Raw genomic sequence first — 16742 nt, 5'->3', positions numbered from 1 at the left:
ATGAAATTTTTACAAAATAAAAGAGGCAATTATTTTATGGAATGAATAAAAAAAGCCTGTTTCTGCTACCCAAAAAGCAAAAACAAGCCGATTATTATTGACTTCTTTTCCTTAGACTGCATTACCAGCCCAAGTTCTATGGGTATAATCTCAGCCACAAGTGCAGCACCCCTTTGAGACGGGCACAAAATTATAAAAAAAAGTCAAGATACAAAATAGATTTACGACAATCAATTAAGTAAAGTAGGCAGCTACGAAACCTAAAATAATTGTACCAAGCTTAATATGATTAAATTTATGATTTTCAGATGTTTCAAATAAAATAACCGATGAAATATGTAGGAAAATCCCGATAACTATTGCCGATATTTGAATGTGATAATTCCCTAATTGAGGAATGAATTCCGCTAACAGTGTCCCAAAAGGAGTCATTAAAGCAAATAATATTAAGAAAATAAAAGTTTTTTTGAATCCGATTCCAGAGTCTAAAAAGAAAATAGTCAGTACCATAGCTATGGGAAGGTGATGTATAAAAATTCCGTAAACCATATTGTGGTGATGGTGTAACGGAAATCCTTCCAAAATAGAGTGGATACTCAAACTGATAAAAAGTGACCAAGGAAATGCATTTTTAAGCTCAGAATGTGGATGGTGCATATGCCCGTGTTCGGCACCACGCGAAAAGAATTCTAACACTATTTGAAGTAAAATTCCAACAACAATCCATACGCCAATTTCTTTGCCCGAACTGTGATTGTGGTTGCAATGTTCGTCGTGGATGTGTTCTAACGAATGAAAAACTTCTGGAATAAGCGTAAAAACAGTCATTGCGAGCAAAAATGCCCCACTGAAAGCCAGTAATAATTTTATATTTCTTTGATTTTTCGGTTTGAAAATAAGTACAGTTGCAAATCCAAAAACGATGGATAGAAAAGGTAAAATATAATTCATTATTTTAGGTAAAATGATGTAAATAAGTTAGTTATTAAATATCTTTTTTATAAGTAGCACGTTTTGCGTAAACCACAGGCTGAAAGCTTTTCCAAAGTTGTTGAATAGCCAAATTGTCTTCCAGTTCAGGAGTTATTATGCATTTATTAATACCATTTCTCTCAAAAACAGGATGATAATAATCAAAAAGCAATGCGGGAATTCCTTTACTTTGATATTCAGGAGCCACCCCGATTAAGAAAAATTCAACCATATCGTGTTTCTTTTTTGCTTTTAACAGATGCCAAAATCCAAAAGGGAACAAACTTCCTTTGGCTTTTTGCAAAGCCTTTGCAAAAGAAGGAAGAACGATGGCAAAGCTGATTAATTTTCCTTCTTTATTTTCAATAAATCGAATATATTCAGGATTTATAAACGGAATGTATTTTTTCTTGAAATAATCCTTTTGGCGTTCATTAACAGGAACATAGGAGGATAATTTGGAATAACTTTCGTTGTACAAATCAAACATTGCATCCACGTACTTAAGCACTTCTTCCTTCGTATTTGCAGGAATAACACGAACTTCGTAACGTTTTCGGATTGCTTCAGCAGTTTTTCTGAATAATTCAGCATTTACGCTACTCAACAGGAAATAAGTTTCGATGTACCCCTTTTCTTTGGTCATTCCCAATTTTTCCAGATGCTCTTTGTAGTACGGAAGATTATACCAAGTTATTGTGCTGGCAATGTGGTCGTAACCTTCTGTCATAACCCCCACTTTATCCATATTGGAAAAGCCCATAGGTCCTTCCATATACTTTAGTTGATGTTCTCTGCCTTTTTCCGAAACTTTATCCAGCAGAGCTTTGGTAACATTCACATCGTCAATCATATCCAGCCATCCGAAGCGTATTTTAGCAATATTTTGGCGAATATCGTACTGGTTTATGATAGCAGCAACGCGACCTACAATTTCATTTTTTTTGTAAGCCAGATAAAAGAAAGCTTCTGCATTGTCAAAAGCAGGATTTTTTGTTTTATCGAAAGAAGCCAATTCCTCATCAATAAGAGGAGGAATCCAGTACGGATTATTTTTATATAAAGAGAAAGGAAATTTTACAAATTGTTTTAATTCTTTTTTAGAAAATATTTCTTTAACTAAAATATCAGCCATTTTTTCTTTTCTTTTTTGGGTTTTCTCTGTCTTCCTATTTTGGTAGGTTTTAATTTTTCTTCTTGTTGTGACTTAACAAATTTTTTGTGATTATCAATACGATATGAAAAACCGAGTAAGGCTGAATATCGTGAAGGAGTATTTTTCCAGCTTGCTCCTAAATCAACATTTACTTGAATGTCTTTTGTGAACAAGTAAGCACCTCCTAATCGTGTGATTTGGTCGCTATAATAACCACTTTGAATACCTTCCGATTCTACAAAAATGCTGAATCTGCCATTGTCCAAATTATGTGTTAATGTTAAAATGTAGCCCAATTCGGGATATTTACTTAAAAAACGATTTGCTATCAAATTCCCGACCAAAACCACACGAGATGAAGGCTGGCTTTGGAGCGAAACAACCACTTTTGGAGAAAGCCTGTCAACTTCTTCGTAAAAGTAACGTTTATTTGGCAAAAAATTCATTCCGGCGTAAATCCCCACAGCAGGAATTAGTTTTCTCCAATGAAAAGAATTGTTTGCTTTCCAACTGTAAATGTTGGGTTTATCATCTGTGTTAGGAGTGTAAATCAAGTATTTAGCTCCAATAGTGTTGTTTACAAAACCGAAATTGTTAGTTCTTTCATCAACAAAACGATAATAATGCACATTATCGTAAGCAGCTGTACCATTGAGCATTAACTCTAATCTGTCCGACAAAATGCCATATCTCACGGAATAATTTAGCCCCAAAATGGTCATATCGGTAAATATTTCCTTATGGTTACGTTGCTCAATCCACAAACCGCCCTCAAATTGCAAAACGCGTCCGCCAACCGAATAGGCACTTTGTGAGTTTCCAGGCAGGTTTGAGTTGATAATATCCGTATATTGCCCTCGTACTGAAAGAGGTAATGTGATGATTAACAATGTGATAAAAAGGCGATTCATATCAAAAGAAATTTAAGTGAAAAAGAAATACGATAATTAACGAAAAAATCAATATTTGCTAACTATTTCCCTTTTTTCAATCTGCAAAGATACTCTTATCTGTTTAAAAAACAATACTTTTTGTTTGAAAAAGATAAAATAATGGAATTTAAAATATTAATTTTCAGCAGAAATGATAAATCCATTTGCGGGAAGATTTTATAAATTTTGTTTTCGTATTGTCAATTGCTGATTATTTTTCCTATTTTTGCCCGAAACTTACAAAAAATGATTACAGAAGCTTCTTTATCAGGATTTATAAAAACTTTGTTTGTTATCCTTTTGGTTATCATTGGATTACGTGTTTTGATGCGAGTTTTAGCTCCGTATATGATGAAGTATTTCCTAAAAAAAGTGGAAAAGAAGATTGGAGAACAATTTCAACAAGCTCAAAATCAATATCAACAGAAAACCCAAGAAAATCAAACGATAAACGACAATAACGCTCAATCAAAGAACCCACAATCAAGAAAGAAAGTGGGTGATTATATTGATTATGAGGAAGTTGATTAATCTTGCAGATTAACAAACTCAGCTTCAAAGAGTTCCTGAAAATATTTGGTAATTTTTTCTTTCACTTCATCAATCGGAACTTCTTTTTTTCCGAGCTCTACATTAAGAGAGGTTACAGCTTTACCACGAATGCCACACGGAATAATGTTGTCAAAATAACCTAAATCGGCATTGACATTAAATGCAAATCCGTGCATCGTAACCCAGCGAGAGCTTCTTACTCCCATTGCACAAATTTTTCTTGCGAAAGGTGTGCCTACATCAATCCAAACGCCCGTTTCTCCTTGACTGCGAGTGGCTTCTATGCCGTAATCTTTTAAAGTCAGGATAATAGTTTCTTCTAAAAGGCGAAGATATTTGTGGATATCTGTGAAAAAATTATCCAAATCTAGAATTGGGTAACCGACAATTTGCCCCGGACCGTGGTACGTAATATCGCCTCCTCTGTTGATTTTGTAAAACTTCGCACCCTTTTTCTCAAGCGTTTTTTCATCAACTAACAGATTGGAAATATCGCCACTTTTTCCCAAAGTGTACACGTGCGGATGTTCTACAAAAAGGAAATAATTAGATGTCGGAACTTGAATGTTTTCAGCTCTGTTTTTTCGTTTTGTTTCTATAATTGACTCAAAAAGAGTTTCTTGGTAATCCCAAGTTTCTTTGTAATCTTTATTGCCTAAATCTTTAAAAAGAATTTTTTTGTTCATTTTTTTAATTTTTAAGAGAATAAATTCCAAGAAATTCCCAATCGTAAAATTAAATCACGATAAGGTTGCTGAGGTGCAGAATAATAATTGTAATATTGTTTGCCAAATATCGTATCCATTATAAACGGATTGAAATGTTCTATTGAAAAATATATTCGCATAGTTCGCACTTTTGCATTTAAGAAGAAATCAAACATCGGGAAACCTCCTGTTTTTTGCGTGTTTTGTGCCTCAAATTCAGCTAATAACGGATTGTATCGGTTTGAATAATATTTCGTGAAATAATTAAAACCAATGCCTGTTTGCAAATACATTGCTTTGTCAAATAAATCCGATGCGAAATAAAACGTATTTCGTGTAACAAAAGTAGGCACGTTTAATATTTGCTGATTATCTTGTGCTACACGTTGGAAAAGCAAAGTATTATCCAATCGGAATTTCCCCAAGGCAAATTCTTTTTGAAGTTTGAGTTTCAAATATTGAATATTTCCTGAATATTGTGAAGGAAGCGATTGAGCTCTTTTGTCTTCAACATCAGTATTTTGAACCTGAAAAAATGTATAATTTTTTATATTTGAAATACTTGCCGATGCGTTTCCCCATTGCGTTTTTAACTCTCCGAAAATTGTCTGAACTTGCTCTTTATCAAAGCGGTCGTAGTTGTTCCAATTGTAATTTTTGTAGTCACTTTGGTAAAGTAAAAAATTGAAATTTGGCAAGGAAGAATGCAAACTGACTCCAGCCAGAATCCTATTTTTCTCATCAAAATTATACGAGAGTTTTCCGTTTAATTTCGTTCCGGTTATTTTTCCGATAAAAGTTTGCTCTCCTTCCGCATCGATTGAAAAGCCACCTACTTTTTTGTTCCATTGAAGGGCTAAACTCAGGTCAGTGTCTTTGATTTGATGTCGTTGCAATTCGCCGGAAATATAGAAAGCATTTCGGAAAAAATAATTATAAAAATAGGCATTTCCGTACACAAATGTTTTTCCGAGATAAGGCAATTCAAGCTCGGCACCTACTGTGTTTGTCATTTTTTGAAGTTGCATTCGGTCGCTGATATCTTTTGTTACAAAAGCATCTCCAAAGAATTGATTTACATTACTTTGGTTGAATTTATAGTATTCTGTTTCGTATAAAAACCTATGACGGAAACGAATTTGTTTGTAAGAAGCCAAAGAATCTTTGTTTCGTAAAAAAGCATAATCGTGCTGAAAAAAGTAGCGTTTGCTTTCACGTAAATTTTCAGCATCTGGAAGGAAAATATCTATTACAGCTCTGTTTTTGAACTGTTTATCTCCTGACTCAAATTGTTCTACAGAAGTAATTCCTCCGTTTTCTTGACTTTCAATATCGTGACCCGCATAATGAGCAAAAAGAGTATATTTTTTATTTGGGGAAACATAGGAAAATCCTAATCTTAGGTTTCCGTTACTTGCCAAAATTCGTTGGTATTTTCCTAATGAACGAAGCCCTTTATAACCTACAAAAATATTTAGAGTTGGTTTTAAATTTACTGAAAATAAGACGTTTACCATTTGTCCTTGTTCCATTCCCGTTTTGTAAGTGATATCGGTGAGGGGAGTAGGCGATAGGTAATATTTAACCTCCTCAGGTGTCAGATAAAATTGCTTTTTGGCTTCTGCTCCCATTGAAGAAAGATAATCCAAGTTTTGGAAATCATATTCCATAGCATTGTAAGGTTGCCCCATATTTGAAAAAGGCATTTTCCCAAACATATCTTTTTCCCAAGCATTACTCTTATAAAATTTTTGAATAGTAAGCGAGGTGTCAATCGCCGTTGTATCACGCAGATAAGAGATTGTTTTATAATCGTTTGCCGTAAAAGTAATGCTGTCCTTTTTCTTTTTAGGACGCATCGATTTAAAATTGATTCCTCCTTTTTTAGGTGCGTCATCCTCTTGTGCCACCACTAATATGGGGAACAATAAGAATAATAGGGAGAAATATTTTATGAATATTTTCATATGGATTTTGCTATTCGTTTGATTTTGAACAGTTTTTAATTTATTGCCAGATTAAAAGAGTGTTCCTTGAGTATTCGGATTTATTTTTCCTAAATGTTTGTAAGCCAGCTCGGTAACTTCTCTTCCGCGTGGCGTTCTGACGATGAATCCTTCTTGAATTAGGAAAGGTTCATAGACTTCTTCAATGGTTTCGGCACTTTCGGAAACAGCCGTGGCGAGAGTGGTAATCCCCACAGGGCCACCTTTGAATTTGTCAATGAGCGTTGCCAGAATTTTATTATCCATTTCGTCCAATCCGTGTGCGTCCACATTGAGGGCTTTTAATCCGAATTGCGTGATTTTTATGTCAATTTTTCCATCTCCTTTGATTTGTGCAAAATCCCGAATTCGTCGCAACAAAGCATTGGCAATACGAGGAGTTCCTCGGCTGCGGCTGGCAAGTTCTATGGCGGCTTCCATCGAGATGGGAACTTTCAAAATAGAGGCACTTCTTTGCACGATGTCAGCAAGTAATTCCGTTGAATAATATTGCAGACGACTTTGAATGCCGAACCTTGCTCGCATCGGTGCGGTTAGCAATCCTGAACGAGTTGTGGCACCAATTAATGTAAACGGATTTAGGTTGATTTGAACTGTTCTTGCATTTGGCCCCGATTCAATCATTATATCTATTTTATAATCCTCCATCGCCGAATATAAATACTCTTCAACTACAGGACTTAATCGGTGAATTTCATCAATGAACAACACATCTCGTTCTTCCAAATTAGTGAGCAAGCCAGCCAAATCTCCTGGTTTATCAAGCACAGGGCCGGAGGTTATTTTGATGCCAACCCCTAATTCGTTTGCTAAAATATGGGCAAGCGTTGTTTTTCCTAATCCGGGAGGTCCGTGAAAAAGCGTGTGATCAAGAGCCTCGCCACGCATATTTGCAGCTTTTACAAATATTTTAAGGTTCTCCAAAACAGCTTCTTGTCCCGCAAAATCATCGAATGACAGCGGACGCAAAGCTCTTTCTATATCAAGCTCTTGAGCGGAATAATTCTCTTTATTTGGGTCTAAATTTTTATTCACTTTTTGTCGGTAATTCAAAAATTTGAATGTGTTTATTCAAAGCTACAAAGATATTATATATTATGGGATATACAAAATATCAATTATTATTATCTTTTTTATTATTTTTGCAGATAATTTTACAGAAAAGATGAGTATATTTAAAGATTTAGAATCAAAAATTGTTTTTATTTGCAAGAATGAGGCAGATTCGCGAGATACAAAAATGCAAAAAATTTGTGATTTACTTCAGTCAGAAGTCTCTCACTATAATTGGGTTGGGTTTTACTTTGCCAATCACGAAAGCAAAACCTTACATTTGGGAGCCTTTGCTGGCGAACCCACTGACCACACGGTAATTCCTTTTGGTAAAGGCATTTGCGGACAAGTAGCCGTTTCAAATCAAAATTTTGTAGTTCCTGATGTAAAAGCTCAAGATAATTACATCGCTTGCAGCATTACCGTAAAATCCGAAATTGTTGTTCCTCTGTTTGTTAACGGAATAAATATCGGACAAATTGATATTGATTCACATACGTTAAATCCTTTTACTAAAGAAGATGAATCCTTCTTGGAGTTTGTAAATCAGGAAGTTTCCAAATTGTTTAGCTGAAAAACAAAGCCTTGAAAACTAATCTTCAAGGCTTTTTTATTTAAAAATAGATAAATGAATTTTTTATTGATTTTGAGCATTTTGCAATATTTCTTCATATTGTCGCATAATTTCACTCCAATCTGTTGTGAAAAGGCTATAAAGTATCCATAAAAATACCAAAATGTTAATACCTAAAGCAACAAAAGCTACTATTCTGGCTGTTTTAAGCTCATCGTATCCTGTGTAAGCAGAAGGGTTTTTCTGATACTGACTTACTCTATTTGATGCAATTACAACGGCAATGATGGAAGGGATAATTCCTACACAACAACAAAGCGAAAAAACAGCTCCTAAAATCGCCAAAACGTAAATTAAGGTTGTACTGATAGACTTTTTAAAATCAGAAGGTTGCCCAAAGTTTAAATTGAATGTGTCATTTGTTTCCATAAAAACAGAATTAAATTTGTTAAATATTTTGCAAAATTATTTAATTTATTTTTAATTTCCAATACACAACCGATAATTTCTTTGAAAGGCGATATGTTTTATAATTTGCTGATATATAATACTTTTTAAATGAAGTGAAAAATTATGTGATATGATTAATTTGATAATCAGATGTTTATCCAGTTTTTTAATATTGTTTTACCAAGCGGAGTTAAAACCGACTCGGGGTGATATTGCACGCCTCGCACATCATATTTTTTATGACGGAGAGACATAATTTCTCCGTTTTCATCTACTGAGGTAATTATCAAATCTTCAGGTAATGGATTTTGCACCACCCACGAATGGTAACGACCTACTTCAAATTCCTTTGGCATATTTTTGAAAAGAATATCATCCTCAACAATAGTGATGGGAGTTGCTACACCGTGGTGAACCTTTTCAAGATTAGTGAGCTTACCTCCAAAAACTTCTCCAATGGCTTGCTGACCCAAACATACGCCTAAAATACTTTTTGTAGGAGCAAACTTTTCAATGATTTGTTTCATTAATCCAGCCTCGTCAGGAACGCCAGGACCTGGTGAAAGCAATATTTTGTGATAATTCTCAACCTCATCCAACGTGACTTCGTCATTACGCTTTACAATCACTTTGCAATCCAATTCCTCCAAATAATGAACCAAATTGAAAACAAAACTATCGTAATTGTCGATTACCAGTACTTCCATTTAACTTTTACCTAATTAAATGATACAAAAAAATGTTTCGTAAAATGAAACATTTTCTGCCAAAAAACATCTTTTTTGAAAAATATGAAAGAAAATTTTTATAAACTTACGCCTTTGAGGTTAATGATTTAAAGAATACAAAACCAAACCCTAAAGTTAGCATACAATGGAAAGGAAACATCCCGAAATCATTCAGCCTCACAGCACTATAAAGCCCAAAAATGAAATAAACCATCAACATAAATTCAAAAATCATATTTGGGGAAAGCTTCGTGTTGATGTACTTGTTATTTTTCCAACTATCAGATAATGCACTGATATTGAATTTTGGTGTACGTACAAACTCACTTTTTTTGCCTGTGTGACCTTCCAAAACGGCAATCGTATTGTGAAAAGAAAAGCCCAAAGCCACAGAAAAGAATGTGAAAAATAACTTCACATAATCAAGAAAATCATCAAATGTTTTACCTTGTAAGTTTTTGTAAGTTACCCAGTAACAGACAAATAGGATAACCGTACTGATGATAAAGAAGCTCGTCACCTCGAAAACCCAGTCCATATGCCCATATGTGTTTTTGATATAAAGCATTGGAACACTTAGTATTGAAACAATAAAAACCCACAAGAACATCGAGCTATTCAGAAGATGCATTACTCCGTGGAATTTTGTTTTCCAGCCGATATTCTTTGCAGAAAGCACCCTTGATACCGATTTTCTGAAGTTTTCAGCTCCTCCTTTATTCCAACGGAATTGCTGTGAACGTGCTGCCGAAATTACCACAGGCAATTCTGCAGGAGTTTCAACATCTTCTAAGTATTTGAATTTCCAGTTTTTAAGCTGAGCTCGGTAACTCAAATCCAAATCCTCGGTTAAAGTGTCGCCTTCCCAATTTCCTGCGTCATAAATACATTCTTTTCGCCAAATGCCCGCAGTTCCGTTGAAGTTGATAAAATGCCCTTTTGAACTACGTCCAACCTGCTCCAAAGTGAAGTGAACATCCAAAGCAAGTGCTTGTATTTTTGTTAGGATTGAATAATCACGATTTAAATGCCCCCAACGAGTTTGCACCACGCCAATTTCAGGGTCTTTGAAGTAAATCACTGTTTTTTTGAGCCAATCGGGCTGAGGCATAAAATCCGCATCGAAAATGGCAATAAAATCTCCTTTTGCGATAGCTGTACCTTCTTTTAAAGCTCCGGCTTTGAATCCTTTACGGTCTTCTCTGCGGATATGTTGGATGTCTAAACCTGTTTTTTGCAAATTTTGGATTATTTCAGCCGTTTCGGCAACAGATTCATCTGTGGAATCGTCCAAAACCTGAATTTCCAGTTTATTTTTTGGGTATTCCAATTTTGCAATGTTCTCCAACAAACGCTTCACTACATACTTTTCATTGTAAAGAGGTAGCTGAATGGTAACGTAAGGAATTTCTCTGGGGTCAAGCAAATTAAACTTGGGTGCTTCGTTGTTTTGCTTTCTGTGTTTCAAGTAATTATAAAGTAAATTCAACATTGAAAGGCTGTACAGAAAAATAAGAAGCAACGCCAAACAGTAAATTGTGATAATAATGTAGTTGATTATCATTCCCATATTAGATTTATCTGAAAGAATATTCGGCAAAGATATGGTATTTTTTTTACCTCGAAATAAATTAACGTTTATTTTTTTTGAATTAAAAATATTTTGAAGTTAATTGTTTGATTTTTAGTTGATTAAAAAGTAGTGTTTTTGAAATTTTATTTTTGTAAAATCCCGAAATTAAGCAAATTTTGAGCGAATAAAAAGGCCGAAAGTATGTAGCTGATTTTATTGCACAATTCGCAGAAATGATTACTTTTGCACCCCAAAATAATCTTAATATATTAGGTGAACAAATCCTATTTTATACAAGCCTTTTTAATAATTTTACTTGCAGCACTATTTTTTATAGGGTTCAAGAACGTATTGCCCAAACGGATTTTTCCTGAAACTTCAAACCTTACAGAAAATGTAATTGTTGATAGCTTAATGCTTGAAGCAATATCTGATTCTGAGGAAGTTGAGCTGGTTGAGGAACAAATTTCGGATACCATTACTTTTGCAGAAAATAGTGATTTTCTCAGTACATTTTTTAAAAAACTTCAAGAACTTGAGGAGTCAGGAAAGGGAAGCGTCCGCATTGGTTACTTTGGAGATTCTATGACGGATGGAGACCTTATTGTGCAAGATTTGCGACAACTTTTTCAAGATGTTTATGGCGGCTTAGGCGTTGGTTTTGTGTCGATTACTTCCGAGTCAGCGGCTACAAGAGGTAGCGTTAGGCATTCGTATTCTAACAATTGGAGAACGCAATCTTTTGTAAACGTGAAAAATCCTCAGCGTCCTTTTGGAGTGAGCGGAAGGGTTTCGTTTGTAAAAGATTCAACGGCAGTCACTTGGCTTGAGTACAAAGCTTCAGGGCAAAAACACGTTACCGAGATTTATTCGCCTGTGTTGTTCTACGGAAGTTCCGAAAATAAGAAGGCTTCCGTTGAAATTTCGTATAGCGGAGATACAACCAAAGTGGTAAAACCTCTTGTTACGGATAAGAAACTTAATGCTTTAAATCTTTCTGATAAGAATGTTAAAGGTTTGAAAATTAGGTTTATAGAATCGGATTCCATTCCTTTTTACGGAATTAATTCAGGTGATAAAAAAGGAGTACATATTGATAATTTTTCAAGCAGAGGAAATTCAGGATTGCCTTTATCGCTCCTAAACGCTTCCTTGATGCAGGAATTTGAGAAACATTTGGGTAGCTACGATTTGATAGTCCTTCACTTTGGAGCTAATGTTTTGAATTACGGAAAGTTAGATTATTCTTGGTATGTAAGAGGAATGAGCAAGGTAGTTAATCAAATTAAGGTTTGCTTCCCGAAAGCTTCCGTGTTGATTGTATCTTCTGCCGATAAATCAACCAAATATGAAATGGAAATGAAAACCGATTTGGCTGTTGCTCCGTTAGTTGAGGCACAACAAAAATACGCTGAAGAAACTCAGTCAGGATTTATCAATCTGTACGAACTTATGGGCGGAAATGGTTCAATGGTGAAATGGGTAGAAGCAGAACCTTCATTGGCGACGAAGGATTATACACATTTCAATATCCGAGGGTCTAAAAAAGTAGCCGAATTGATTTACAATGAGTTAATGGGAAAATATCAGCGGTTTAAAGAAACTAAGCAGTCAAAAAATATCAAAGCAGAAACAGTTATAGAAGAATTTGAAGAAAAAATAGATACTACAGAAATCAAAAAAGACTCAATTATCTTGAAGGATACAATTGAGGTGAAAACAGATAGTATTTTAGTTCCGGAAGAAAAAGAAATTGAAATAGTGGAATAAAAATTGCTATGAAACAATTCTTGAATTAAAAGGATTGTTTTTCAATTAAAAAACACAAAGATGAATATAGGTATAAAAAGTATAAAAATAATTGGCTCAATAGTTTTACTAATTGTAACTATATCTCTGTATTTCAGAGTTTTTTGCAAAGTTTTTTACACAGAAACCGATACAACTACGCAGGTTGATTTTGCTGTGTCCAACACTATCCAAACGGATATGTCGTATCATCAGTTGGCGTTACTTGATCAGGATTTTATGGAGAAAGATACGCTTCGTTCTCCTTCGGAAAATCAAAATTTCTATAATTTTGAAACGTTAAAACCTTTTTTTGAAAAACTTGCGGCTTTAGAAACATTTAATGACCGTAAATTGAATATCGTACACATCGGAGACTCTCATATTCAAGCAGATGCGATGACAAATCTGATACGACAACGGTTTCAGCAACAGTTCGGAAATGCAGGATTGGGCTTTGTTTTTCCTTATTCGTTAATGCGTACCAATGGCGGTCGGAATGTTCGTTTTTCGTCAAATGTGCCTTGGGAGAACAAAAAAATAACTGAAATTAGGAAGTTCGGCGATGTGGGACTTTCGGGATATTCCTTCACGACTCAAAAAAGTAATTTTTTAATTGAATTGGAGCTGAAAAATAAGGATTATAGCTTCAATACGCTGAAAATCATTACTCCGGCTAATCAAAGAATGTTTGAACTGGCAACCAATAAAGGAGCGATATCTCTTAAGCCAACTCAACCCAAAACAATTTCTCACAAGGTTAAAAAAGGAGAAACTCTTTACGCCATATCCAGAAAATACAAAACAACGGTAGCAAAAATTCAATCCAACAATAAGTTGAAAAACAACAAGATAAGAGTTGGTCAAACTTTGAAAATTCCTACTTCTCAAATGGAATCAAAGCCTGTGGATTTGTCAAATTTTAATATTTTGAGCAATACCACTCCGCCGTTGTTTAGTTACTATATGTATGAAAATCTGGATATTTCAGATAAGATTTACCTGACTCCCAATCCTAAAAGTAATAATTTTGAGCTGAACGGCATTGTGTTGGAAAATGACCAATGTGGAGTAATTTATCATAACATTGGTGTGAATGGAGCTCACATTTCGGATTATAATAAATCACAGTTGTTTTTTGAACAGCTAAAGGCTTTAGAACCGGATTTAATCATCATTTCTTTAGGAACGAATGAAAGTTTTGGGAGATTATCCGCTTCGGAGTTTTATTCTCAAACAGAGCGTTTTATAGATTTGATTCGAGCTAATTACGGACAATCTCCGATGATTTTGACGTCGCCTCCGCCATCACTTCTAAAGAAACAAAATCCGAATCCATTACTTAAAGAATATGCAAATATTTTGATAAATAATTCTGTGTCAAAAAATTATGCTGTTTTTGATTTATATCAAGCCATTGGAGGAAAAGATTCGATGGAACGATTGATAAATCTTAACCTAATTGCCAAAGACAGAATTCATTACACAAGAAATGGTTATGAAGAGCAGGGAACGCTGTTTTTTGAGTCACTGATGAATAATTACGAAAATTCAAAAATAGCAAACTAATTGATTATTAGTGTAAATAACAGATAAAAACGAACTAAAAACATTGAATATAACAAATCTACAAAATTGGTTTTTTGAACATTTGAATTTTACTTCCGAGCAAGTAAAAAGCTGGTTTACTTATGACCCGAATAATCCGTTACTTTTTAATAGTGGTTTGTTTTTGGGAATGTTTTTGGTTTTCTATTTGGTGTACATCATAACCAAAAAGCATTCGCATTTCCGTACGGTTTATGTGATTTTATTTTCATTGTTTTTTTACTATAAAGCGGGCGGAAACTATTTCGTTTTGTTAGTAATTTCATCCATATTGGATTACTTTTTTGCAGGGCAAATTCATAAAAGTGAAAATCCTCATAAACGGAAAATATTTCTGATAATCAGTATGGTAGCTAATCTTGGATTGTTAGGATATTTTAAATACACTAACTTCCTGATAGATAGCTTTAACAATCTGTTTGAAGGAAGTTTGGCGTTTCAGGATATTATTCTCCCGATAGGAATTTCGTTCTATACTTTCCAAACGATGAGCTACACAATTGATGTTTATCGTCGGGAAATTGAGCCGGCAAAATCGTTTTTGGATTTCACATTCTTTGTGTGTTTTTTTCCTCAGCTTGTTGCAGGGCCAATTGTTCGTGCAAAAGAATTTATTCCTCAGATTTACAAAAAGATAGAACTTACAAAACAAGAAACCTCTTTGGCATTATTTCTCATTATTGGAGGTTTGCTAAAGAAAGCTGTAATTTCGGATTATATTTCGTTAAACTTTGTTGATAGAGTTTTTGAATCGCCAAATAGCTACACTTCTTTTGAGAATTTGATGGCTGTTTATGGATATTCTTTGCAAATTTATTGTGATTTTTCAGGATATTCCGATATGGCGATAGGTTTGGCTTTGCTGATGGGCTTTACTTTGCCAACTAACTTCCGAACGCCGTATCAATCGCAAAACATCACAGAATTTTGGCGTAGATGGCATATTTCGCTTTCTGCTTGGCTGAAGGATTACCTGTATATTTCGGTGGGAGGAAACAGAAAAGGTACTTTTTTAGGATATTTCTTTCCGGTTTTGTTTTTTGGTTCTACGCTGATATGGGGATTTTCCCAGCTTAAGCATAGCAAAATTCCGCTGATTATTGCTGGGGCAAGCGTTCTCATTTTTATCTTTACGTTACTGATTTCCAGAAATAAGAAAAAAACAGTGTATTCCAATTTTAATCAGATGACTACGATGCTACTCGGAGGTTTGTGGCACGGAGCGAGTTTGCGTTTTATTGTTTGGGGAGCTTTGCACGGATTGGCATTGGCTATTCATAAAACATTTGTTGAGTTTTTTTCGAATAAAAAATCAATTGAGAACAAAGAAACTAACTGGTTTTCAAGAATATTTTTTACTTTTCTAACATTTCATTTTGTGGCTTTTTGTTGGATATTTTTCCGCTCGAAGGACTTTGGAATTGCTATGGATGTGATTAATAACATAGGAAGTCTTACTTTTGATTGGCATCAATGGCTTGTAATTGCCGAAGGTTACAGAAATGTATTTTTGCTTCTGTTTATTGGCTTTGTGTGGCATTTTTTTCCGCAAAGCTTGAACGAAAAGTTAAAACTTTTCTTTGGAAAAATGCCTATTTTGGTGAAGTCTTTAATCGTGGCATTTGTCTTCTGGATTGTTTATGCAACGGCTTCCAGCGGGGCACAACCTTTCATATATTTCCAGTTTTAAGAAGAAATAGTTTTGTTAATATTTAGTTAATTAGAGGCTTTTCTTGAAACTATATTGTAGCTTTGCAATTGACATACTTTTGTAGAATTTAAGATGAAAAAGATTATATTTTTACTATTTGTTTCAATATTAGCGTCTTGTGCCAGTTTTTCTGTTGTTTCAAACCCGAAACCGAGCAAGCCCAGTGTATCAAACAAAATCATTGACGGAAAATGGATGTTGGAGTCAGTTACTCATAATCAAAGAGGTAAGTTCGAGATTACTTTGCTGAATGATACTTCCAAAGAATGTTTTGAAGGAAGCACTTGGGAATTTACTCCCAGCAACAATCGCGGAACGTACAACATCATCAAGGAGGATTGCTCAACTGGGGAACGAAATTTTGTTTTTGTCATTCAACGAAAAATAGGAACTTCCGGATATTATGAATTTATGCTTAAACCCACAAATGAAGAATACCAATCCGAAACAAATAAAGGCATTACGTTACAGTTAACTCACCTTTCCGAAAGAACAATGATTTGGGAACAAACGGTAAGTATTGAAGGTAAAGCATTTGTAATATCAATGAATTTTGTTAAGTAGTTTATTTGTATCTTTCTTGAAGTCAGTTATTTGTGTTTTAAGATGTAATTAAAAATATTAATTTTCATTTTTTCAGAAATAAAATTTATATATTTGCCTTTCAAAAGATAAAAACTGAATATTATGGCTTTGACAAATATACCCTTGTTTATTGGTAAATTAGGAGCTCCTGAAATTATCTTGATTATTGTTGCCCTTTTAATTCTTTTTGGAGGGAAAAAGATTCCTGAGCTTATGAAAGGATTGGGTAGTGGTATCAAGGAGTTTAAAAATGCTTCGAAAGAGGAAACTAAAAATGATTCTACTGAGATAGAAAAGAAAGAAGAATAACAATTAATTAAAATCGAAAAAAAATCAAAAAGCCGAAG

General features: G+C 34.3%; 16 protein-coding genes. 7 read left to right on the top strand and 9 right to left on the bottom strand.

All coding sequences use genetic code 11. The features are described 5' to 3' along the window. Positions 1-234: 234 nt before the first annotated feature. Genes CGC58_RS03665 through CGC58_RS03655 form a run of 3 tightly spaced genes read right to left on the bottom strand, consistent with a single transcriptional unit; the run spans position 235 to position 3039 of the window. Positions 235-951 (bottom strand): ZIP family metal transporter, encoded by a 717-nt coding sequence (locus CGC58_RS03665; RefSeq protein WP_198540751.1) that lies wholly within the window; start codon positions 949-951, stop codon positions 235-237. 34 nt (positions 952-985) lie between these two features. Beyond that, positions 986-2107, bottom strand: a complete 1122-nt coding sequence (locus tag CGC58_RS03660; RefSeq protein WP_095895162.1) for a GTP cyclohydrolase — start codon at positions 2105-2107, stop codon at positions 986-988. Then, positions 2092-3039, bottom strand: a complete 948-nt coding sequence (locus CGC58_RS03655; protein WP_095895161.1) for a transporter — start codon at positions 3037-3039, stop codon at positions 2092-2094. Before CGC58_RS03655 ends, CGC58_RS03660 begins: the two co-directional genes overlap by 16 nt. A 267-nt stretch (positions 3040-3306) precedes the next feature. Between CGC58_RS03655 and CGC58_RS03650 the strand changes: the two genes are divergently transcribed. Beyond that, a complete protein-coding gene (locus CGC58_RS03650) occupies positions 3307-3591 on the top strand; it encodes a DUF4834 family protein (protein ID WP_095897099.1) in 285 nt (94 codons plus the stop codon). On the opposite strand, the gene lipB is transcribed toward CGC58_RS03650, so the two are convergent. The 3 genes from lipB to ruvB are packed head-to-tail and all read right to left on the bottom strand — an operon-like array spanning position 3588 to position 7360. Further along, positions 3588-4298, bottom strand: coding sequence for a lipoyl(octanoyl) transferase LipB (gene lipB / locus CGC58_RS03645; RefSeq protein ID WP_095897098.1), 711 nt, complete (start codon positions 4296-4298; stop codon positions 3588-3590). The genes CGC58_RS03650 and lipB overlap by 4 nt on opposite strands. Before the next feature lie 11 nt (positions 4299-4309). Then, the gene (locus CGC58_RS03640) at positions 4310-6286 is read right to left on the bottom strand and encodes a putative porin (RefSeq protein ID WP_095895160.1); all 1977 of its coding nucleotides are present in this window, start codon (positions 6284-6286) and stop codon (positions 4310-4312) included. Positions 6287-6337: 51 nt separating this feature from the next. Further along, positions 6338-7360 (bottom strand): Holliday junction branch migration DNA helicase RuvB, encoded by a 1023-nt coding sequence (gene ruvB / locus CGC58_RS03635; RefSeq protein ID WP_095897097.1) that lies wholly within the window; start codon positions 7358-7360, stop codon positions 6338-6340. Between the two features lie 130 nt (positions 7361-7490). Between ruvB and CGC58_RS03630 the strand changes: the two genes are divergently transcribed. Beyond that, on the top strand, positions 7491-7952 hold the full coding sequence (locus tag CGC58_RS03630) for a GAF domain-containing protein (protein ID WP_095897096.1): 462 nt from the start codon (positions 7491-7493) through the stop codon (positions 7950-7952). A 63-nt stretch (positions 7953-8015) separates the two neighbouring features. On the opposite strand, the gene CGC58_RS03625 is transcribed toward CGC58_RS03630, so the two are convergent. From CGC58_RS03625 to CGC58_RS03615, 3 genes are all read right to left on the bottom strand, one after another. Further along, positions 8016-8381 (bottom strand): CCC motif membrane protein, encoded by a 366-nt coding sequence (locus tag CGC58_RS03625; RefSeq protein WP_095895159.1) that lies wholly within the window; start codon positions 8379-8381, stop codon positions 8016-8018. Between the two features lie 167 nt (positions 8382-8548). Continuing rightward, positions 8549-9109, bottom strand: a complete 561-nt coding sequence (locus CGC58_RS03620) for an anthranilate synthase component II (protein ID WP_095895158.1) — start codon at positions 9107-9109, stop codon at positions 8549-8551. Between the two features lie 106 nt (positions 9110-9215). After that, positions 9216-10700, bottom strand: coding sequence for a cellulose synthase family protein (locus CGC58_RS03615; RefSeq protein ID WP_095895157.1), 1485 nt, complete (start codon positions 10698-10700; stop codon positions 9216-9218). 276 nt (positions 10701-10976) lie between these two features. Between CGC58_RS03615 and CGC58_RS03610 the strand changes: the two genes are divergently transcribed. The 5 genes from CGC58_RS03610 (at position 10977) to CGC58_RS03590 (ending at position 16704) form a co-directional block, all read left to right on the top strand. Continuing rightward, complete coding sequence (locus CGC58_RS03610; protein WP_095895156.1) at positions 10977-12473, top strand: SGNH/GDSL hydrolase family protein; 1497 nt, start codon at positions 10977-10979, stop codon at positions 12471-12473. 60 nt (positions 12474-12533) lie between these two features. Beyond that, positions 12534-14060, top strand: a complete 1527-nt coding sequence (locus CGC58_RS03605) for a LysM peptidoglycan-binding domain-containing protein (RefSeq protein ID WP_198540750.1) — start codon at positions 12534-12536, stop codon at positions 14058-14060. Between the two features lie 43 nt (positions 14061-14103). Beyond that, the gene (locus CGC58_RS03600) at positions 14104-15789 is read left to right on the top strand and encodes an MBOAT family O-acyltransferase (RefSeq protein WP_095895155.1); all 1686 of its coding nucleotides are present in this window, start codon (positions 14104-14106) and stop codon (positions 15787-15789) included. A 93-nt stretch (positions 15790-15882) separates the two neighbouring features. After that, on the top strand, positions 15883-16374 hold the full coding sequence (locus CGC58_RS03595) for a lipocalin family protein (RefSeq protein WP_095895154.1): 492 nt from the start codon (positions 15883-15885) through the stop codon (positions 16372-16374). Positions 16375-16497: 123 nt separating this feature from the next. Beyond that, positions 16498-16704 (top strand): Sec-independent protein translocase subunit TatA/TatB, encoded by a 207-nt coding sequence (locus tag CGC58_RS03590; RefSeq protein WP_198540749.1) that lies wholly within the window; start codon positions 16498-16500, stop codon positions 16702-16704. Positions 16705-16742: the final 38 nt, after the last annotated feature.

Origin of the sequence: Capnocytophaga stomatis, assembly GCF_002302635.1 — a bacterium.
Lineage (GTDB): Bacteria > Bacteroidota > Bacteroidia > Flavobacteriales > Flavobacteriaceae > Capnocytophaga > Capnocytophaga stomatis.
Note: the sequence above shows the minus strand (reverse complement) of the source record. Positions and strands in the feature narration are given on the sequence as shown.